At 53.4% G+C, this 20,054-nt stretch carries 22 protein-coding genes; 7 read left to right on the top strand and 15 right to left on the bottom strand.

Features of this window, described 5'->3' with window-relative positions; translation table 11 throughout:
- Positions 1-4 precede the first annotated feature (4 nt).
- The 3 genes from FFI61_RS00985 to FFI61_RS00975 all read right to left on the bottom strand — a co-directional run bounded on the left by FFI61_RS00985 (position 5) and on the right by FFI61_RS00975 (position 2,684).
- Entirely contained in the window at positions 5-754 is a 750-nt protein-coding gene (locus tag FFI61_RS00985; RefSeq protein ID WP_200202732.1) for a YdiY family protein, read from the bottom strand.
- A gap of 41 nt (positions 755-795) precedes the next feature.
- Positions 796-1,812: a rhodanese-related sulfurtransferase gene (locus tag FFI61_RS00980; RefSeq protein WP_200368972.1), complete on the bottom strand. Its 1,017-nt coding sequence runs from the start codon at positions 1,810-1,812 to the stop codon at positions 796-798.
- A gap of 140 nt (positions 1,813-1,952) precedes the next feature.
- Positions 1,953-2,684 carry a DsbA family protein gene (locus FFI61_RS00975; protein WP_200368971.1) on the bottom strand — a complete coding sequence of 244 codons (732 nt, stop codon included), beginning with the start codon at positions 2,682-2,684 and terminating at the stop codon, positions 1,953-1,955.
- A 127-nt stretch (positions 2,685-2,811) separates the two neighbouring features.
- Here FFI61_RS00975 and FFI61_RS00970 point away from each other — a divergent pair, with 127 nt between their 5' ends.
- Positions 2,812-3,777 carry an NAD(P)H-dependent flavin oxidoreductase gene (locus tag FFI61_RS00970; RefSeq protein WP_200368970.1) on the top strand — a complete coding sequence of 322 codons (966 nt, stop codon included), beginning with the start codon at positions 2,812-2,814 and terminating at the stop codon, positions 3,775-3,777.
- A 27-nt stretch (positions 3,778-3,804) separates the two neighbouring features.
- Here FFI61_RS00970 and FFI61_RS00965 read toward each other — a convergent pair whose 3' ends face one another.
- From FFI61_RS00965 to FFI61_RS00945, 5 genes are all read right to left on the bottom strand, one after another.
- Positions 3,805-5,745 carry a methyl-accepting chemotaxis protein gene (locus FFI61_RS00965; RefSeq protein ID WP_200368969.1) on the bottom strand — a complete coding sequence of 647 codons (1,941 nt, stop codon included), beginning with the start codon at positions 5,743-5,745 and terminating at the stop codon, positions 3,805-3,807.
- A 150-nt stretch (positions 5,746-5,895) separates the two neighbouring features.
- The gene (locus FFI61_RS00960) at positions 5,896-7,392 is read right to left on the bottom strand and encodes a DUF5666 domain-containing protein (RefSeq protein ID WP_200368968.1); all 1,497 of its coding nucleotides are present in this window, start codon (positions 7,390-7,392) and stop codon (positions 5,896-5,898) included.
- A 51-nt stretch (positions 7,393-7,443) separates the two neighbouring features.
- Entirely contained in the window at positions 7,444-7,845 is a 402-nt protein-coding gene (locus tag FFI61_RS00955; protein ID WP_200202738.1) for a DUF6502 family protein, read from the bottom strand.
- Entirely contained in the window at positions 7,842-8,720 is an 879-nt protein-coding gene (locus tag FFI61_RS00950; protein WP_200202739.1) for a DUF6502 family protein, read from the bottom strand. The genes FFI61_RS00955 and FFI61_RS00950 overlap by 4 nt, the downstream gene beginning before the upstream one ends.
- Positions 8,721-8,774: 54 nt before the next feature.
- Complete coding sequence (locus tag FFI61_RS00945; protein ID WP_200368967.1) at positions 8,775-10,202, bottom strand: DUF5666 domain-containing protein; 1,428 nt, start codon at positions 10,200-10,202, stop codon at positions 8,775-8,777.
- Positions 10,203-10,405: 203 nt separating this feature from the next.
- Between FFI61_RS00945 and FFI61_RS00940 the strand changes: the two genes are divergently transcribed.
- Complete coding sequence (locus tag FFI61_RS00940; protein ID WP_200202741.1) at positions 10,406-10,579, top strand: DUF6435 family protein; 174 nt, start codon at positions 10,406-10,408, stop codon at positions 10,577-10,579.
- 24 nt (positions 10,580-10,603) lie between these two features.
- Here FFI61_RS00940 and FFI61_RS00935 read toward each other — a convergent pair whose 3' ends face one another.
- Together FFI61_RS00935 and FFI61_RS00930 are read right to left on the bottom strand one after the other, a co-directional pair.
- Entirely contained in the window at positions 10,604-10,948 is a 345-nt protein-coding gene (locus FFI61_RS00935) for a chaperone modulator CbpM (RefSeq protein ID WP_200202742.1), read from the bottom strand.
- Positions 10,949-10,963: 15 nt separating this feature from the next.
- Positions 10,964-11,917 carry a DnaJ C-terminal domain-containing protein gene (locus FFI61_RS00930; protein ID WP_200202743.1) on the bottom strand — a complete coding sequence of 318 codons (954 nt, stop codon included), beginning with the start codon at positions 11,915-11,917 and terminating at the stop codon, positions 10,964-10,966.
- 162 nt (positions 11,918-12,079) lie between these two features.
- On the opposite strand from FFI61_RS00930, the gene FFI61_RS00925 reads away from it, so the two are divergent.
- Together FFI61_RS00925 and FFI61_RS00920 are read left to right on the top strand one after the other, a co-directional pair.
- Positions 12,080-12,589, top strand: coding sequence for an acyl-CoA thioesterase (locus tag FFI61_RS00925; protein WP_200202744.1), 510 nt, complete (start codon positions 12,080-12,082; stop codon positions 12,587-12,589).
- 87 nt (positions 12,590-12,676) lie between these two features.
- Positions 12,677-13,120, top strand: a complete 444-nt coding sequence (locus tag FFI61_RS00920; protein ID WP_144775306.1) for a YtoQ family protein — start codon at positions 12,677-12,679, stop codon at positions 13,118-13,120.
- A gap of 36 nt (positions 13,121-13,156) precedes the next feature.
- Here the strand turns inward: FFI61_RS00920 and FFI61_RS00915 are convergent, their stop codons facing one another.
- The 3 genes from FFI61_RS00915 to FFI61_RS00905 form a co-directional block, all read right to left on the bottom strand.
- Positions 13,157-13,588: a DUF3010 family protein gene (locus tag FFI61_RS00915; RefSeq protein WP_200368966.1), complete on the bottom strand. Its 432-nt coding sequence runs from the start codon at positions 13,586-13,588 to the stop codon at positions 13,157-13,159.
- A 37-nt stretch (positions 13,589-13,625) separates the two neighbouring features.
- Positions 13,626-13,970 (bottom strand): PBPRA1643 family SWIM/SEC-C metal-binding motif protein, encoded by a 345-nt coding sequence (locus FFI61_RS00910; RefSeq protein ID WP_200202746.1) that lies wholly within the window; start codon positions 13,968-13,970, stop codon positions 13,626-13,628.
- A 122-nt stretch (positions 13,971-14,092) separates the two neighbouring features.
- Positions 14,093-14,689 carry a pyridoxamine 5'-phosphate oxidase family protein gene (locus FFI61_RS00905; protein ID WP_200368965.1) on the bottom strand — a complete coding sequence of 199 codons (597 nt, stop codon included), beginning with the start codon at positions 14,687-14,689 and terminating at the stop codon, positions 14,093-14,095.
- A 93-nt stretch (positions 14,690-14,782) separates the two neighbouring features.
- Between FFI61_RS00905 and FFI61_RS00900 the strand changes: the two genes are divergently transcribed.
- Together FFI61_RS00900 and FFI61_RS00895 are read left to right on the top strand one after the other, a co-directional pair.
- A complete protein-coding gene (locus tag FFI61_RS00900) occupies positions 14,783-16,210 on the top strand; it encodes a PLP-dependent aminotransferase family protein (protein ID WP_200368964.1) in 1,428 nt (475 codons plus the stop codon).
- A 137-nt stretch (positions 16,211-16,347) separates the two neighbouring features.
- The gene (locus FFI61_RS00895) at positions 16,348-17,490 is read left to right on the top strand and encodes a cytochrome P450 (protein ID WP_200368963.1); all 1,143 of its coding nucleotides are present in this window, start codon (positions 16,348-16,350) and stop codon (positions 17,488-17,490) included.
- On the opposite strand, the gene FFI61_RS00890 is transcribed toward FFI61_RS00895, so the two are convergent.
- Together FFI61_RS00890 and FFI61_RS00885 are read right to left on the bottom strand one after the other, a co-directional pair.
- On the bottom strand, positions 17,482-17,850 hold the full coding sequence (locus FFI61_RS00890) for a hypothetical protein (protein ID WP_200368962.1): 369 nt from the start codon (positions 17,848-17,850) through the stop codon (positions 17,482-17,484). The genes FFI61_RS00895 and FFI61_RS00890 overlap by 9 nt on opposite strands.
- Before the next feature lie 10 nt (positions 17,851-17,860).
- On the bottom strand, positions 17,861-19,330 hold the full coding sequence (locus FFI61_RS00885; protein ID WP_200368961.1) for an anion permease: 1,470 nt from the start codon (positions 19,328-19,330) through the stop codon (positions 17,861-17,863).
- 94 nt (positions 19,331-19,424) lie between these two features.
- Between FFI61_RS00885 and FFI61_RS00880 the strand changes: the two genes are divergently transcribed.
- On the top strand, positions 19,425-20,045 hold the full coding sequence (locus FFI61_RS00880; RefSeq protein WP_200368960.1) for a flavin reductase family protein: 621 nt from the start codon (positions 19,425-19,427) through the stop codon (positions 20,043-20,045).
- Positions 20,046-20,054: the final 9 nt, after the last annotated feature.

Here is a 20,054-nt window from a genome sequence, read left to right as displayed (position 1 = left end):
AGCCTCAGAAACCGTAGAGCAAGGTGATCGCAGTTTCGGTATCCGTGGACTCTGCACCCGCTGGGGGGTGAGAAACATGCTTCCACCGATAGGCTGCCTTCATCGACAGGTTACCCACCAGGTTAGCCTTGATGGCGGTCTCTGACTGACTGATCACGTTGTTCTCATCTAATCCGATTTCCGTACTCAGCTTCTGATGAAACAACGCATTTTCTGAAAGGGCGTAGTTGAATTGGGCCGCAAGCCGCGCAATCGCTTCTTTTTCAACATCTTCACCGTCAGAATTCACGACTTCCAGCTTGTTGTAGCGGTAACCAGCACCCGCTGAGAGATCAAGGAACGAGCGTTCGCCCCGCTGCCAAATACGGTTTCCATAACCGGTGGTAGCGGTGGATTCAAAATCATACCCTGAAAAGCGGTCTTTCTCGTATGTGCCGCGCAGAAACCAATACTGGCTTTCATCAAACTTATAGTTGGTTTCCAGAGCCGCTTTATACTTCTCGGCTGTGGTTTGATCGGCGCCGGTGGTGTCATTTTGAGATTCAGAGTAGTTGGAACTGAAATCAGCAATATTGCGCCAGTCTACTACCTCATGCACGAGCCCCAGGCGCCCGTTAATATTGGTTTCTTCAGTATTACCAGAAGTCATAAGTACACCGAGCTCTGCCTCGCCTTCCCAGTTTTTGGCATCCTGGCCGTAGGCCAGTGGTGCAGCTGTGATGGCGATGATGGCAACGGTTTTCTTAAAACTCATGAAAGCTCCTTGAATAGTCGGTTCAAGCGCATGAACTAATATTAACGAGCGGGGGCGTTCTGACGCTCACCTTTCAAGCTTTTTTGGGCCTGGCGCTCACGTTCTGATTTCTTGCGCGCTTTACGTTCAGCAATAACACGGGCGGCATCTCCACCCACATGTGCCTCTCCCCGGGCCTCGGCCAGTCGCATCTGAAGCTCTCGCTCCGCGAAGCGCGCCTTCTGCTCTTCACTCAGGGAATCAATACACCTATGGCAGCTCACACCCTGCGCATAGCTCGGGTGTTCCTTATCAGCCTCGGTGATTGGCCGCCGGCAGGCATGACACTGGTCATAGCCGCCGCGCTCCAAACGATGATTGACCGTAACCCTGTCGTCAAATACAAAACATTCACCTTTCCACAGGCTCTGCTCTTCTGGCACTTCTTCCAGATACTTCAGGATGCCGCCTTTAAGGTGATAAACCTCTTCAAAGCCTTGCTCTCTCAGGTAAGCCGTGGACTTTTCACAACGAATGCCGCCGGTACAGAACATGGCGACTTTTTTATGTTTCGCAGGGTCGAGGTTTTGTTTTACGTATTCGGGAAATTCACGAAACGTATCCGTGGCGGGGTTAATGGCGTGCTCGAAGGTGCCAATTTCAACTTCGTACTGGTTACGGGTATCAACAAGAAGCACGTCCGGGTCTGAGATCAACGCGTTCCATTCCGCGGGCTCAACGTAAGTACCCACAATGCGCTTGGGGTCAATACCATCGACGCCCATGGTGACAATCTCTTTTTTGAGTTTCACCTTGGTACGTTTGAATGGCTGGATATCTACGAAGGACTCTTTGTAATCAATTCCATCAAAACGTTCATCCGCGTTCAACCATGCCTGTACGGCATCGATCCCGCTTCGGCTCCCGGCAATGGTGCCGTTGATGCCTTCACGGGCCAGCAACAAGGTGCCGTGCACACCGTTGGACTGCATGATATCCAGCAGTGGTTGGCGAAGGGTTTTGTAATCATTCAGAACGGCGAACTTATAGAGCGCGCACACAACAACGCTGTTGCTCATGGGGATATCTCCTGCAGGCCGGATCGTAAATCCGGAGCATCGGTTTGTTTTATCTGGAAGGTTAAAGCCAGAGAGGGCGCAGATTCTAACCCACTCAGGCTTTTGTTCAAGTCAGGGCTGGCCGAAGCCAGCATAGGCAGTTACTTTCCAGCGCTGGAGAGCTCACGCTCAACAATCGCCGAAAGCTGGCCCCAACCCGGACGGGTAAGGCGAATGTTATCCACAAGAACGGTTGGCGTGCTTGTCACCTGCAACTGCATGGCAACACGACGGCTGGCTTCAACAGCTTCTCTGTGCAGTTCTGTGGTCATGCAGCGGCGAAAGCGACGTTCCTCCAGGCCCAAATCCTTGCCGTAACGGGTAAATGTGGCGACCGGGTCATTCGACCCACTCCATTCCGTTTGCGAACCATAAAGGCGTTCGTGCATTTCCCAATATGCACCTTGGTCGCCAGCACAGCGGGCAGCCTGCGCTGCCGGGAATGCATTCTGGTGCTGTTGCAAGGGCAGATCGAAATACACGAAGCGAACTTTCCCTGCCTCTACATATTCCTGCTTCAAGCGCTTGCTGGCTGAGGCAAAAAGGCCACAAGCCGGGCATTGGTAATCTGCAAACTCCCGCACAACCACTGGCGCCTCGGCAGCACCAACGGAAACACCGTACTGGTCCAGGTCCGCCGGGAAGGCCTCTGCATTTGGTGCGGCAACCGGCAACTCATCAGATGAGGGTGTCGGGGCGGCGGTCAGGAAAAAAGCGCCGATAACAATAGCAGCGAGAACCAACACGCTCACCACGATCACCAGAGGTTTTTTCGACTGGGCTTGCCGGGGTGGCGGTGCACCGGTTTCTTTACGACGTTTTGCTTCACCCATTTTTGACTCCTTTTATTTTGCAGAGGTAACCTGATAATTGTTAGCAGGCGAACATTCCCACAATCGCTCAGGCAGGCTAAGATCCTCTATATCCTACATAAGTTCCAATACAAATTAAGGAGATCTCATGCCACTTCCAGCCTTTCGCGCAGATTCTTTAAGCTTGCCACTGATTGCAGCTCCCATGTTTCTTATTTCTGGACCTGAGTTGGCACTTGCATGCTGTCGGGAGGGCATTGTTGGGAGCTTCCCGGCCCTGAACCAGCGCACAAGTGAAGGCTTTGAAGAGTGGCTGATCAAGATGAACGAGGGTCTTGGCAAACTGAAAGAAGCACACCCGGAAGCCAATATTGCGCCTTATGCTGTCAACCTGATCGTACATCGCTCCAACCCCCGCTGGCTGGCAGATCTGGAACTTTGCGTCAAGCATCAGGTGCCCATCATCATTACGTCACTAGGGGCCGCCAGCCAGGTGGTAGAAGCCGTGCATAGCTATGGTGGTGTAGTGTTCCACGATGTAACCAACCAAAAGCATGCTCGCAAAGCAGCCGAGGCCGGCGTGGACGGTGTTATTGCCGTATCCGCCGGCGCTGGCGGGCATGCGGGCACAATCAACCCGTTTGTGCTGGTTCACGAAATCCGCGAAGTGTTTGATGGCACTATTTTGCTGGCTGGCGGGCTCACCCATGGTGAAGATATTTTGGCAGCTCAAGCCTTGGGTGCAGACCTGGCCTATATGGGCACGCGTTTTATCAACACCACTGAATCCCGAGCGGAAGATGCCTACCGCAACATGATTATCGAATCTGAATCCAGTGACATCATTCATACGCCAGCGGTATCTGGCGTTCCTGCCAGTTTCATGAGGCAAAGTCTGGAAGCTGCCGGATTCGATATGGCCCAACTAAACCAGGCGGGCGAAATCAATTACGGTGAAAAACTGAAACCAATGGATGATGAAGCCAAAGCCTGGAAGACCGTTTGGTCCGCCGGCCAAGGTGTGAGCCAGATTAACGATGTGGTCAGCGTGGAGGCTCTGGTATCAAAGTTGAAGCAGGAATATCAGAGTGCCCGTGCGCGGCTTTGCACTTAAGGTATCACTGCAAATGCCCCGGTTCCGTTAAACACGGAACTGGGATGCATTGCGCTGAAGAGCCACCAGCAGCTCACTGATTTCATGGCTGGCCTTATCTGAACGCTGGATGGCCTCCACGGTCACCTCAGCCGAGTGCGCAATACCTTCAACGCTTACACTTACCCTTTGTGCCTGCCGGCCTTCTTGCTCGGCCACCGAGGCAATGCTCAATGCTTGCTTCTGCAAGCTGCTGAGCAACTGATTGATCTGTTCAAAATGCTCATCTGCACGGCGGAACTCTGCAGACGATTCCACAACCTCCTCTGATACGGTGCCAATCACCGAAACAGCCTGTTTGCTGCCCAGTTGCAGTTGCGCAATGATGGCTTCAATCTCGGTGGTGGAAGCCTGTGTGCGGCTTGCCAGGGTTCTTACTTCATCAGCAACAACGGCAAACCCACGGCCGGACTCGCCTGCTCTGGCAGCCTCTATCGCCGCGTTAAGCGCCAGCAAGTTTGTCTGCTCTGCAATAGCTCCGATTACCGACAAAACCGAGGTAATTTGTGTACTTTGTTTATCCAGTGCACTGACCGCTTCTACGGCCTTCTGTACATTGAGCACGACATCATCGAGGCGCTTCAGGACATCCCGCGAGATAGCCGCGGTTGCATCACTCTCTGTGCTAACACTTTGCACTGCGCCAGCCACTTCCTGAATGTTCTGTGCAACACCTCCAATGCTGTGGGACATGGCCGCCATGGTTTCTGATACGTCCACAACTTCCTGCTGCTGTGTACTGACTGCGGCAACCGCATCCCGGCTGACCTCACCCTGTGCCCGGGCTTTCCCGGCAGCGTTCTCAGCAGAGTTTTTAACATCGGTAACCAGCCCCTGAATGCGGGTGATAAACTGATTAACACCTCGAGCCATCTCCGTCAGCTCATCATTGCCTTTCAGGTTAACCCGCCGAGTGAGATCCGCCTCGCCATCGGCAATGCCGCGGATGGCCGAATTCAGGCGCAGAACCCTGGGCAACACACTACCTCCAAGGACCGCTGCCACCAAAATCAAAAGAATAACCATGGAGCTAACAGCAACCCATGAAAGGCTCGACGACAAGCCTGCCGCTTCGAGGCGGAGGGCATCAACTGTCTTGCTGATATGAGATTGAGTTGCAGCTCCAATTTCTGTCAGCTGTTGCTGAAGGCGCTGATTAACCTGATCGGTTTCAGTTTCAAGGGTTTGCCTTGACGCATCAATACTGCTCGCAAGGGCGGCACTGAACTCTTCTTTTAAATCCGTCAGGTCGCGATTAATACCATCCAGTGACAACCCGATCTTCAGCTGCCCAATTGATGAGCCTTTTGGCTTGATATCTGCCGTTATAATGACAACATTCGAGTCACGGCTTGCAGCGTCCAGCACCCTATTGGCCGCGCCGCCCCCTTCCCCTTGTTCCATCAACGCGAGCACCCGCTCGTCAGTACGGTCAACGTAGCGGGTCAGGCGCTCACCGTACTGATCAAAATAGATCGCGAAGAGCACAGACTCCCGTGCGTCTGCCAGTTCCACAAGATCGGTCAACCGCGGAATATCCCTGTCCCAGATCAAGGGTGCAGCGACCGCCGCCAGCACGTCTGCCAACCCTTGCGCTTCTGCCATAACCGCAGTGCGAACATTCTCGGCCACGCGCTCCTGCTGCTGGCTTTGCTTGAGCGTAAGCTCTTCAGCCAGCTCCCTGACACTTTCCTCACGCATGGTTTGCAAGCGCAGCCGAACATCATCGCGGGTAGTTCCAAAGGACTCGCTGAGCTGATCGCTGCTGGCTTCAAGTGCTGAACTGGCAGTGCTTATCAAGCGTTCAACCTGGTCTGTGATCAGCCATTGACTGATAAAAACCTGAGCCAGACCGGCAAACACGAGCACAATAAAAACTGGCCGAAACAACCTGCTGGAGATCAGGTTTTTCAGGAAACGAGAGGCCATAAAACAATCCCCCAACCTGCTACCCCGGCAATCGGGGTAACTGTTCTTTTTGTAATCTGAATGCTTCTTTATACTAGTTGTAGCAAAGCACGCGACAAAGGGGGACTTCTTTATGCAGGGATTTGTTGCAGAGGGTTAAGCTGGTCGGTATCAATCCAGCTCCACACTGAGCGCTTCGTACTGGTCAAGGTCGTTTCTTATGTACTCTACTTCGAGCAAAACCGACACATTCTCTCGCAGGTACTCCTCCAAATTCTCATAAGGCAATATGTCACTATCTACCTCTATTCGCACACCCAGAACGGTTATGATCGAAGTGGAGAGGTCTTTTTTAGCCAGTGCAGCCAGCGTACCTTCAAGCTCATATTCTAAACCCGGCTCGTCCGAGAGTTCTCTCTCTATCTGCAAGGCCTCAATATACACCGCACCTTGATCATCCTTTTTTTGGAGACCTGTCACCTCAACCTCTACAAACTGTGCACCGTGATCAGCATCAGGTCCCAAAAGTTTGTAGATCGTTAATCTGTCGCCAGAACTGTCATCGGTAATGATGGTCCTTGAGGTTATTTGAACACGCACGCCACCCACAGTGAGGCTGTCCTGGCCCACATTTACATCATTGGCCGTTATAGTCCCGGAGACTTCCGCATCGCCATCCCGGACTTCGATCTCCGTGGCCCGAACCAGATCACCCGAAACAAACTCGCCTTCAACTTGCACAAGCAAGCCAGCCTTGAGGTCATCGAGAGTTATATCATCCAGCTCTGTAGCGCTCGTTACCTGGATCGTCAAACCGTTCAGTCCGAACGTATTGTCGGTTCTGTTGTAATCTGATGACACAGGACCGGCTATCTCAATATCTTCACCTACCGGGCGATAGCGGCGGAAATCATCAAGCTGGATTCGTGTCGCGACAATCGCGCCTCCCGCCAACTCTTTGTACCCTTCCACTTCAAAATAGGCACCAGGCTTCAGATCTTCAGCTGATATTCCTTCCGCAAAGCTGTCATCACCAAACTTGATCACAGCACCGTTCATAGTGAACTGGTCAGCTTCAACAGAACCCGCATCAACCGGGCCTTCGAGTTCTATAGGGTCAGCACCGTAAAACACTGGGTTGAAGCCAATATAGCTGGCACGGTATCTGCCATCTGGCTGCCGCCAGGCACTGACTCGTACAAAATCATTGTTGGCCAAGGTTGCAAGCGTCCTTCCTTTCAAGACGGTTTGCCTGTCTGCGACAACTTGTTGTCCGTATATTTCAAACCTGACTGGCTCTCCAGGCGCGCCACGGACCAAGTTGGACAGGTCACCGCGCAAGGTGTCGTCATACTCCATGGAATCCGCTGCACCGGTGCCGTCGATGCGCCACTGCCCTTCGATTCGGAGAATCATGCCTTCGTTGAGATCGCCTTCTGTATCAATCCCATCGTTACTTTCTACTTTCTCGTTAAGAATTGAATCCGTAAAAAACTCGACCCCATTCACAAAAACACTGCCAAACCCCGATACCGGTCCCACGCTCGACCCGGTGCCACGAATGCCCCCATCTGCTACCTGAGATTCACCACCACAGGCTGAAAAAAGGCCTAGAAGCAGGACCGTCGCGAGTGCAGTCAAAGGACGTTTTCGGGATATCAGTTTCATTGTGCTCACCATGTAGGATAGGCCCGCGGCATCATATTTTGGGTCCCCAAATCAAAAATCATCGCTGTGCCGGCGTCCCGCGCTGCCGTCGGATCTGTGCTTTCGGCGCCTAACCCCGGGTGAAACCTCAAAGCTGGGCACATCGTGTATATAGGTGCTGCGCCTTAGCAAGATTTGCCCGTTCTCCAACTGCTCAACCACGCCTTTGCGCAGCAGTTCGTTTAGAACCACAGAAGTGGAAAAACCGGGATTAACCGCCTGGACAAGCTGGTCCAACGACGGTTCTTTCTGATCATTCATCGACAAAAGAACCGGGTGCAGGTTTTCATCAAGAAACCCAATCTCACTGATCCAATGTCTAACAACTTCGCGGCTTGGAGCAGACAACAGGGTGCTGGCAAGCTCGGTAGGTTCCCAGCGACTCACAAACTTTGGCTGGCTGCCGGATTTCATAGTACTTTCTCTCTTTTGGAGCCGAGTGGGGATGTTTCTGCAGCAGTAGCTTCTTCGAAATAGAAAATACTGATGCCCGTTCTGTAAGAATCCTGGGGTGAGGCGGCCGTCTGGCTGCCCGTGACATCCCGGTCTTTTGGCCCCAGCCAGGAGTCCAACTGCTCCAGCAGTTTCTGGGATTGCTCCGCCGCGTGGCTGCGCCACGCTTCCATAACTTCCGGTGGAATGTTGTTATACGTCAGTGTGCGCTGGAACAACGGCCGCTGCCTGCCAGCATCGCAGACCAGGTTATGGTCTATTGTCGCTATAAGATCTGATACATCCTCACCAAAGATCTGGAGCATTTCCTGGCTATCTCCAGCGGGCACATAGGCTCTTTTCATCAGTGCGAGCTTACCGGTATCGCTATCTACAGACACCACACCAACCCTTAACAGCTCATCCAGTACAGAACGTGGCGGCATATCTCCACTGTACTTTTTTGCCAGTTCGCTGAAACTCAACGCCCCGTCAAAGGTAAGTATAGCTGGCTCTCCGGAAGGACTCTGAAATAGAGCATCGTGCACCCAGCCAGACACAACGCGAGAAGCACGATTAGCGTGCAGCACGTCGGATTTTCCTATGTGCTGGCCCGCAAGAATCTCTCGCTGGCGCTTAACTTCTTTGCGCGTCAACCCCGTCATAACAGCCGCCCCGGAGTCGGTAGGTTTGCGCCGATCACCGGGGAAGTCCTCCAGTGCCGCTTCCACATAGGCTCGCTTGACCAGCTCGGCGAACTCACCAAATGGAATTCCGTTCCGCAGCAGCAACCTCGCAAGAGGTCGCAGAATGCGGAACAGGGCCTGGTGCAATGGGTTGGTATTGGACTCGCTCATGGTTGGGATTATATTCCCATATTGGCGCTAATAGCCAGAAACACAGTTGGGGACCTACTGCTCAGGGCTGCCGCTCAAATCGTACTCGCCAGCGCCTGTTGGGCAATACTCAAGCTCAACCTCTTCATCGAGATCCAAACCAGCAAGGCTGTATGCGCCTGGTAGAATTTCCAGGTTCATAACGCGGATTGAACCCGGATCAGTCACAGAGACACGGGCTTCCAGTTCTGCGCAGCCACTTGGGTCTCCACTTTCATACTTCACGCTCACTGCTTCCAGATAGCCGCCATCGTCGCTGCGCTGGTAGCCTTCCACTTCCAGAAAATCCCCTGCCTTGAAGCTTTGAATATCCCGAACCCGACTGCGCCGTTCGTTGTCATCGCCTTCGTCGATCAGAGTGCTGGTGGTGAGCTGAACCTTCACCCCACTGACCATGAGTGTTTCATTCTCAAGATCGATGGACTCAACAAAACCTTCAAGCTCAACATCTGCTTCCTGGCCTTCGATTTCCTCAGCATACAAAACGCCATCGCGGTACTCGCCCTCAACCTCCACGTGCACACCGTTTTTCAGGTCGGATTTGCGAATATCGTCAAACTCGGCGTTGGTGGTTATCTGCACCAACACGCCGTTGATGTAGAACAGCTGGCCTGCTTCGTCGTAGTCATAAAGTTCACCGGAAATCTCTACGTCGTCATCTTCACCGCCAAGCCAATCGCTTTCATCACTAATTTCAGTTGCCAGAAGCGTTTTATTATCAGCAGATAAGGCACCTTCTACTTCCACAACCATGCCGTTGGCCAGATCTTCCAAAGCGAAACCGTCTTCCGGCTTCGCACGCTCGTAGTCGATTAAAAAGCCGTTGATGGTGAAGGTTTGAGCAGATGTATCGAGATCTTTCACAACCCCTTCTATTTCAACATCATTGGCGCCATCAAATTCCACACCATCGGCCCTTGCGCCCACAAAACTTGCGCGGAATTCACCTTCTGCGGTGCGCCAGCCACTAATGCGAACCCGATACCCGGTGGCGTTACTTTCCAGAAAGCCCGGCGTTGCGCCCCGAAATACCGTGCGGCCATCCACAACGACCGTCTGACCAAGCATTACGATTTTACCTGTGCGACTAGCAGCATCCCAGGTCATAGAGGTAACCGGTCCACGCAAGGTGTCATCGTAGGAGACAGTTCTTGCTTTACCCTCACCATGGCCGCTCCAATCACCCCGAACTTTCAGGATCATGCCCTTCTCTAGCTGATCTTCACGCTCAATGCCGTCATTGCTCTTAACAGTGCCATCGGTACTGAACTTTGTTCCATTTACGAATACGCTTCCAAAGCCGGAAACCGGGCCAACACTGGTGCCGGATGATACGCCGGCAGAATCCGAGCCGCCTGAGCTACCACCGCAGGCTGCAAGTGAGCCCGCGAGGGCTCCGGTCAGAGCTAACTTTACGGCGGTCGCTAATAAGTTGTGTTTCATCGTACTTCTCCGGGCTGCTTATAGGCTCTGGCAATCAATTTTCAATCGCCCAATCAATTAATGGGATTATTTTCCCAAATTTATAATTGGGAATTTAATCCCACTAATCAATTTTGTCCAGCAACAGACACGGATAATTTATGAACTTTCAGACAGAATCTGCGTAAAGTTATGACCACGAACCAGAAAAGCGAGACGGGAAAATGCTGGGTTTTTTAAAAGGTGATCCGAGGAAAAAGCTGCAGAAAGCGTATGAAGCCAAGTTGACCAAAGCGCTGCATGCGCAGCGCAATGGGGACTTAAGGAGCCATGGCACCCTGACAGAGGAGGCAGAAAGGATTTACGCCGAGATCAGGGCTCTCGACGAAAACCGGTAATCCAGAGTTTATAAACGCGCCACACTATTCCTCCGTCAGCTGCTGCAACTGTCGGCTGAGGCGCTCTACTTCGCGTCGCATCTCCTGAACCTCATCAAGGAGTTCCAGTGACATCGCAAGGCCCGGCAGGTTCATCTTCAGATCACGCTGCAAACGCCTGGCTTTATGCAGCCGGGCGAGTGCCGCCACATCAAACAGCCATTGGCGCGCCTCTGCCGCTGGCTCCACCGGCGCAATAATGCCGTAGCTCACCAGTTTGATGACAAACTCAGCGTGACACTCACCTCGCTCGCACACTTCGTGAAGGGTAAAGGTGCTGCCATCGGAGTCCATTACTTCAACAGTCAGAATACTGCTTCTATCACTCATCCTTTACTCTCCCCTTCACAGATGGAGTTTGCTGCGTGGGTTGAATGCTTTTTCCGCCTCGGCAAGCTGCTCGTATAGCTTTTCAGCCTCTGCAGAATGCTGTTCCGGTATCACAATCTGCAGAATAATAATCTGATCGCCCGGATGCTTGCCTGGCAGCCCCTTGCCTTTCAGGCGGAGCTTTCGCCCCGAGGAGGTTCCCTTGGGCACTTTCACATTCACCTTTGAGCCTACAGTGGGCACAGTGATTGTAGCACCGAGCGCCGCTTCCCATGGTGCCACCGGCACAGTTACAACAACATCCCGCCCCTCAACGCTGAACAGTGGGTGCGGAGCCAATTCAATCTCTATCAGCAAGTCACCAGGTGCTGCACCACCAAAGCCAGGGGACCCTTGGCCTTTCAGGCGCAAATGCTGCCCTTCGCGCATTCCGGCGGGGATTTTTACATTCAGTGTTTTCTGTCGCGCTATAACACGGCCATGCTCGTCGGCTTCATGCACTGCAAAGGAAACCTGCTTTTCGGTTCCATTAAACACTTCCTCAAGGAACAGCGCCAACCGTGCATGAACGTCCTCACCACGCATGCGCATGTTCTGCCGGAAACCTCCAGCACCAGGGCCAGGCCCACCGCCAAACATCTGCTCAAAAAAATCGCTGAACTGTCGGGAGTCGGCATCAGTGTATCCACCACCACCAAACCCCGAGGCACTCTGCCAACCGGGAGGTGGCTGGAAAGAGCCATCGGCCTGCGCGCCGTATTTTCGCAGCTGGTCGTACTCCGCGCGCTTTTCCGGGTCTTTCAGTACTTCGTAGGCTTCGCCAAGATCTTTGAACTTCTCGTCGGCGTTGTCTTCTTTACTGACATCCGGGTGATATTTCCGGGCCAGTTTCCGGTAGGATTTTTTGATTTCCTCGGGGGAGGCAGACTCGCTCACACCAAGCACGGCGTAATAGTCTTTGAAGTCCATTGAACTCCTCGCATCTGATTAAACGTTGTTCTCTGGTTATATATGATTGGCGCAAACGCTGGAAATACAAGCTCAGCCCCGCGCTTTCGTAGAGGGTGTAGTACCCTTATGAATAGCCTCACTATAAACCTTAGCTTAATACCATTATCGAGAAAGGATCTTATGCCTGACAAGCCATCCAAGCCCGTATCTGCTTCTGCCATTGAGAAGCACGTGTACAAGGTTTTCCCCAATGACATGAACTCCCACGAAACCGTATTCGGCGGAATGATCATGGCAAAATGCGACCGCCTGGCTCTGGTGGTTGCCGAGCGTCATTCAACCTGTGTTTGTGTGACCGCAGCGGTGGACTCCATCCACTTCCGCGCCCCGGCGAAAGGCAACGATACCTTGCTGTTCAGTTTAGCTCTGAATCGCAGTTGGGGCTCATCTATGGAAATCGGCGCCAAGGTTGTGGCGGAGAACAGTTACACCGGCGAAACACGACATATCCTCTCTGCCTTTTTCACCTTCGTAGCCCTCGACGAGAACGACAGGCCCGCAGATGTTCCTGCCGTTATTCCGGAAACCGCTAAACAGCGACAGCGTTTTGAGAACGCCGAGATTCGCCGCGAGGGGCGGCTGAAGACCCGAGCCGAGCTGGCGAAAGTAACCGATGACGATAGGGATTAACCGGGCTGAGATTCTGTAGAGCGCTGGGCTATGATAGGGTCTCGCAGATTCAAACCCACCCCTACCCATTTTACTTAGGAGAACTCCATGATCTGGACTGTGTATCTCTCTGGCGAAATTCACACTGATTGGCGTGAACAAATTCAGGCTGGGGCAGAAGCTGCCGGGTTGCCGGTGGAATTTACTGCGCCTGTTACCAACCACGAAGCCAGCGATGCAGCCGGCGACATGCTGGGCAAGCCGGAAGTGGCATTCTGGCGTGATCACCAGTCATCCAAGGTAAACGGCATTCGCACCAAAACCCTGTTGGAACAATGCGATTTGGCAGTGATTCGTTTTGGTGACAAGTACAAGCAATGGAACGCAGCCTTTGATGCCGGCTTCTGCGCGGCTATGGGCACGCCCTACGTTACTCTTCACAACGACGACATTATTCACCCGCTGAAAGAAGTAGACGCATCCGCCATGGCGTGGGCGCAAACTCCCGAGCAGGTGGTCGAGATTCTGAAGTACGTTACAACTGCACAGTAATTGCCTGAAGCATCCGGCGAAGTATAAAGAACCTGGTTACTTCGCCAGATGCCCTACATAAGCCGCAACAAATGCGGCTTCCTGGAACACCTTCAATCCCGTCGCTGCAAAAGGAATGGGCATCGGCTTGGCAGACAGTGTCGCTTTGATGGTTGCAGATGAAAGCAGTTCCACCTCAACATCCGCCTCTGGCATCAACTGAAGAGCCGCTTCCATTTTGAAACTGATGGCACCACCGGCAAACTTGCCTTTGGGCATGCGCTCTTTGATAGCCACTTTTTTCACATCGTGCTCTGCCAGAAATTTCGCAAAAGACGCCTGAAATTCCTGCAGATCCCTGCGAGTGTGGTTCTTCTTCAGGGTGATCCTGCGAACATTGCTCTCAGGCAGGGTGAACTGCCCACCATCCAGACTCAGCAAACACACAACGGCGTCGCTTCCACTGAGCTCAACACCACAAATAAGCATGGGCACTCCTTTTTCGGTAGCTAAAGTTATCTGTGTATCAGGCACAGCACTTTTTGAACTTTTTCCCACTGCCGCAACTGCAGGGATCATTCCGAGACGGCATCTTGGGCTGAGTTACGGTACCACCCTTATTCAGGATAGCGGTAAGCTCGGCTATGGATTCGACAGCACCTTCGCGGGAATCGATGGTAATGTTCGCATGCAGCTGCGCTTCTGCCACCAGCGCCTCAACCTCTTGCTTGCGCGCCTCGCTGGTTACAACCAGCTGCAGAGGAAACTTCTTGCTTCCGCTTTTTTGACTGGCGTTGGTTTTGAAGCCGCCATAGGCCGTATGATGCTGCCGTGCATCCTGCCGGCCTTTGAAGAAAAACTTGTCAGACATGCTGAAACCCTGATGAATTAATAGAGGGGCTATTCGCTCTTGAGCAAGGCCGCCACCGAGACGGCCATCTTTTAGCATGCTTGCAAGACAGGTTATATAGCGGATTAGAGAAATACTGAAACTTAAACCGCCTGCGTGCCATGCCATACAGGCAGCGCCATATCTTCCGGCTCCTCGTTAGGCCCACCGGTTCGGCTTTTGAAAGCTCCCTCTTCAATGGGCACACGAAACAGCGCGGTGGCTTTACGCTCTTTAACACTGGGCGCGCGAACCTGATCCCATCGCCCCGGCGAAAGCTGGTTGATAATAGCCTTGAACGCCTCGTCGAATGCCGCCTCATCCAGCACTCGCCGGGCCTTTCCGAACAGCACCAGCGATGAGTAGTTTGCGCTATGGTGATAGGCCGATTTACTCATCACCCACTCCTCGGTTACCGCAAACGAAATACAAAGCTGCGCACCGGATTCCAGCTGCTTGCACAAGCGACCACCGTTCAAGCTATGGAGATAAAGATCATCCCCCAGGCGCCAGGCCGTAAGCGGGATAATTCTGGGCTCCCCCTCCTCCACAAACCCAACATGGGCCGTCTTTAAGCGGTCGATCAGAGCGTAAGCTTCCGAGCGCTCATAGCTCGCACGTTTCGTAGCGCGCTTCACCCGGCTGCGCGGGCAACAGGAAAGGGAAGACATTGCGGCTGGGTCGGTTTCCTTCAAAGACATCACAGGTTCCTTTCGTTAAGTACCCCGCTATTAAAGAAAACATCTGATACCATCAAAAGATCCACATTATGATTTTCAATAGGGCCAGTTAAAGTGATAAACGATATTCAGCTGGATTCAGCCACACCGTTGCAACAACAGCTCTATCGACAACTGTCCCAACGCATCATAGACCAGCGCTACCTTCCCGGCAGCCAACTGCCATCAAGCAGGCAGCTGGCAACAGATATCGGGGTGAGCAGAAACACCGTGAATGCGGTTTACGACCAGCTTAAATCAGAAGGCTTTCTGCTGAGCCGTCCGGGCAAAGGGGTGTTCGTTAACGATGACATCCGCGCCAGCCTGAACAAGCCCGACCAGGCGGTCTCGCACTTACCATGCAATGCTGAGCCGTTGCCACCGCTACCCATCGTGCCGAGACACAGTATGCGACTAGGGGAAGACGCCAACCTGCCCTTCCAGCCGGGCCTGCCAGATCTGGACGCCTTCCCGATCCGCAGCTGGAACCGGATCCTGCATCATCAGGAAAGCCGCAGACTGCTCAGAGGGTACGACTGCATTCAAGGCTACCAACCTCTGAGGCAAGCTGTCGCAGACTATGTGCGGGAGTCTCGCGGGGTGCGCTGCCATGAGCATCAAATCATCATTACCAACGGTGCGCAGCAGGCACTGTCTTTGATTGCAGATGTACTGCTTCAAGTTGGTGACCGCGTTTTCTGTGAGAACCCAGGCTATCGCGGCGCCCGTTATGCCCTGGGGCGTTATGGCAATCCGTTATTGCCCGTGCCCTTGAAAGGCCAGGTGCTGGATGTGGAGGCACTTGCGGATATGGGCTCAGCCAAATTGTTGTTTTGCACACCTACCCACCAATATCCCATGGGCGGAATTCTGGATATTGCGCAGCGTATGGCCCTGGTTCAGTGGGCACAGTGTAATCAGACCTGGATTGTAGAAGACGACTACGACAGCGAATTCCACTTCCACAACAAACCCTTCGCCGCCATTCAGGGGCTCTTCGACAACACCCCCGTTTTGTACGTTGGCAGCTTCAGTAAAACCCTGCTTCCCGGCTTGCGAGTTGGCTATCTGGTTGTGCCCGAATCCATGGTGGAGGCGTTCCTGTGGGCCAAACGGGTTACCGGCGGTGAAACACCGCTGCTCACCCAGGCGACCATTGCGGAATTCATTACAAGCGGGCAGTTCACCCGCCACCTGCGCCGCATGCGGCAGCTCTACAAGGAGAAATGGACGTACTTCCAAAAGCTTGTGCTAGAGCAACTGGATGGGTTGGTAACGCCTGTAGCGGAGAGTGCCGGCATGCACCTGGTTCTGGAGGGCGACTTCGACGACGCCGACATCAGCCAACAACTCAGAGCCAAAGGGTTTGGCAGCACACCCTTGAGCGTTCATTTTATCGGGGAGGACACGAGAAGCGGTCTGGTGATGGGCTTTGCCAGCGCCAGCGAGTGCGAAATCAAAGCGGCTGTATTGGCACTGAAGTCACTCCTGCAAACACAGTGATAATTTTGGCCGTTAGCCCACGCAGGTTTCCTGCAATTGGCGCAGCGCCTGGCTGCTCTTGTCCTTTCGCATTTTTGATTTGAGCAATTGCGGGTATGCTGATCAGGCAAGCTATTGTTGATGGAAAAGGAGTCAATATGACAGACCACATGCCGGATGATTTGTCCGCAGCTGGCCGTGATTTGAGGGCCTACACCGATGAACTGCGCCCCAAACATCCTGTCGTGCGAAACATCAAAGGCGAATGGGTGCTGCTAAGGCATGCCGACGTTTTGGCCGCTGCTCTGGATCATGAGCGATTTTCCAGCCAGGTGTCTCGCTACCTGCAAGTTCCGAACGGGCTTGATGGAGAGGAACACACGCTCTACCGAAACGTGATCGAGCGATATCTTACCCGGGAAGCGGTGGAGCCATTCGTTCCGGTTTTCACACGCGTCGCACATCAGTTGGTAGCAGAGCTGCCCAAAGGTAAAGTGCTGGACGCCGTAAATGACATAGGTGCCGTGTTTGCCGTTCGTGCCCAGTGCGCCTGGCTGGGATGGCCTGCAGAACTGGAACCAAAACTGCTGGCCTGGATGAAGGAAAACCATGCCGCTACCCGCTCTGGCGACAATACATTAATGGCAGAAGTAGCCGAACAGTTTGATGAGATTATTCGTTCGGTTATCCAGCCGCGGCGTGCTGCCGGTGCAAGCGCCCCGGACGATCTGACTACAAGATTGTGCCGCGAGACGGTAAATGGGCGCCCACTGACAGAGCCAGAACTGGTATCAATTCTGCGCAACTGGACAGGCGGAGATCTGGGTTCGATCGCTCTGTGTGTTGGCGTACTCATCGCCCACCTGGCCCAACAACCCGATCTTGTTGAGAGGATACGAGGAGCTTCCAATACAGAAGCAGAAGCGATCATCGATGAAATACTTCGCCTCGACAACCCGTTTGTATCCAACCGGAGAGTAACCACCTGCCCCGTTCATATCGGTGGCCGGGATATCCCCGCCGGCGCCCGGGTAAAACTGAACTGGACCTCCGCCAACCGCGATGAATCTGTCTTCGACAACAGCCGGTTTGATCCTCAAGGCAACGCAGCAAATAACCTGCTCTATGGAGCCGGCAAGCACGTGTGCCCAGGCAGACTGCTAGCGACCTGGGAATTGCGCATCGCGCTGCAAACCATACTCACATCAGTACAGGCAATAGATTTGGTGCCAGGCGAGCCACCAGAACGGGAAGTGGCGCCAGTGGGTGGATACCACCGAGTGCCGGTGGTGCTAAGGTGACGCATCCTGAACAAGGCAGTTAATCAGCGTAATCGACACATCCCGAAAAGCGGCCTCTGACGCTACAACGCTCGGAAAGCCGTCGTAAATGCTACGCCGGCATGTTGAGGTGCGTGTTTTTGCCTGCTTAACACAGCTGGCGTTGGCGTCAGTTCCCTCAGCCTTGCCTGTCGCTTGCTCACACAGCGAAGGCAGCTGGGTAATCAGCCAATCCACGGTTGTGCTGAGTTTTACGGGATTCGCCTGAAGGTTGGTAAACCGGCTGGCATCAACAGCTTGTGGTTGCTCGCGGGTTTGATCCCACAAAACGAATAGCAGCGCTGCTGAAACCAGGGTTACGGTAACGATCGGAAATTTCATTGTAGCCAACTCACCAGTACCCCAGCAGTTTCCACCAAAGCCCGCCAACCACCACCCAGATGGTCAGATTCACCAGGCTCATTACGAACCCGGCTTTCCACCATTCGCTCAGGCTCACATAACCGGAACCGAATATAACCGGTGATGTACCAGTAGCGTAATGGGTCAGGGTCATCATGATGGAGGAAGTAGCAGCCATCATCAGAACAAAGGCCATGGGCGGCGCGCCGAGGCCCAGGCCAACCACCAGAAAGGCCCCCATCATGGCAGTGATATGAGCCGTGGTGCTGGCAAAAAAGTAGTGGGAATACAGAAACACCAGAACCAGAATCGCGGTAGAGGCCGGCCAAGCCAGGCCGGTGCTGACTATGCCCTCCTGAATTTCCTCAGAGAACCACGCAATAACACCCAGTTCGTTCAACTGGGTGGCCATCATCACCAAAGCACCAAACCAGACCAGCGTATCCCAGGCGCTCTTTTCAGATAGCGCATCCTTCCAGTTCAATACGCCGGTGACCAAAAGAATCGACAGCCCCACGAAAGCAGTGGTGGTTGCGTTCAGCTTGAACGCGGCACCGAAAATCAAGGCCGGTATGTCTGCCCACAGCAACAGCAAAATAACAAAAACCCCCAGCATTATGCCTTCATCGCGGGTCAATTTACCGAGCCTCGCCAAGCGCTCCCGGGCGAAACTGACTGCGTCGGGAGTGGCCTTGATCTCTGGAGGGTACATCAGATAGATAACCAGGGGCATTAACGCGATGGCGACGAGGCCAGGCAGCAACATGGCCAGCGCCCAGGTTGTCCAGCTCAGGCTGATTGCAGAACCGGTAGCATCGGCAATCAACTTGACCGTCAGCGGGTTGGGCGCAGTAGCAGTAATAAACATTGCGGAAGTGATGGGATTGCCGTGGTAATTGACCAATGCCAGGTACTTGCCAATCTTATTGGTATTTTCCTTGTCTGGCGTACAGCCATAGCTCTGAGCAATGGACAACATGATCGGGTGAATAATCGCGCCCCCCCTTGCGGTATTGCTGGGCGTAACCGGTGCGATCACCAATTCCGAAAGGGCCAGTCCGTAACCAATACCAAGGGTTCTTTTGCCAAAAACGGCAATAAAATAGTAGCCAATACGCTCGCCCAACCCGGTTTTTATCAACCCCCGGGAAATCATGATGGCTATGGCTATCAACCAGATCAGCGAATTACTGAAGCTGCCCAAGGCATTGCGCATCGACGTGCCGGGGTTGTCGCTGGTAACGCCGCTAACGGCCACGACCGTAATTGCAACAATTGAAATGGCGCCAATAGGCATGGCCTTGCCGATAATGGCTGCAATCGTTGCTACAAATATGGCCAGCATAAGCCAGCCCTGAGCCGAAACGCCTTCCGGCGTTGGGATAAACCAGATTGCAATCCCGATAGCAATCGCGACAAGGGCGGGCAACCGATTGAAATCGGATGTGGAAGAGGACATCACGAAGGTTCCTTTGGTGATGTGTATTGTCAGGTTTCGCAAGCATGCGGCAGTGAGCGTATATTACCGGCATGCCATTTCTCAGGAGCATTTTATGCCCGATAAAATTCACTTCTACGAACCATCTAACGGGCACGGCCTTGCTCATGACCCATTCAACGCTCTGGTAGCACCGCGCCCCATAGGCTGGATATCGTCCAGGAGCCGTGATGGAGTGCTAAATCTTGCACCCTACAGCTTTTTCAACGCCTTCAACTACCATCCGCCCATCGTCGGTTTTTCCAGCATCGGTTACAAGGACTCTGTCCGTAATGCTGAAGATACCCGCGAGTTTTGCTGGAACCTGGTTACCCTTCAGCTAAGCGAAGCCATGAACCAGAGCTGCGCGGCTGTCGGGCCGGAAGTGGATGAGTTTGCGCTTTCCGGCCTCACGCCAAAGCCTTCCAGGATTATCTCGGTGCCTCGTGTGGCAGAAAGCCCGGTATCTCTTGAATGCCGGGTCACTCAGGTGGTTCAGCTTGCCGGTGTCGATGGCGAAAAAGTCGAAACCTGGATGGTATTCGGTGAAGTGGTCGGCGTGCATATCGCACAGCATCTGCTGATAAATGGTATTTACGATACCGCTGCCGCAGAACCGGTCATGCGTGGCGGAGGGCCAGCAGACTACTTTACCGTTGGCGCTGCGAACAAGTTTCAGATGCACCGGCCCAAATAGGCCAAAGCT

The sequence above is a fragment of the Marinobacter sp. DY40_1A1 genome (genome assembly GCF_016597815.1).
Classification (GTDB): domain Bacteria; phylum Pseudomonadota; class Gammaproteobacteria; order Pseudomonadales; family Oleiphilaceae; genus Marinobacter; species Marinobacter xiaoshiensis.
Note: the sequence above shows the minus strand (reverse complement) of the source record. Positions and strands in the feature narration are given on the sequence as shown.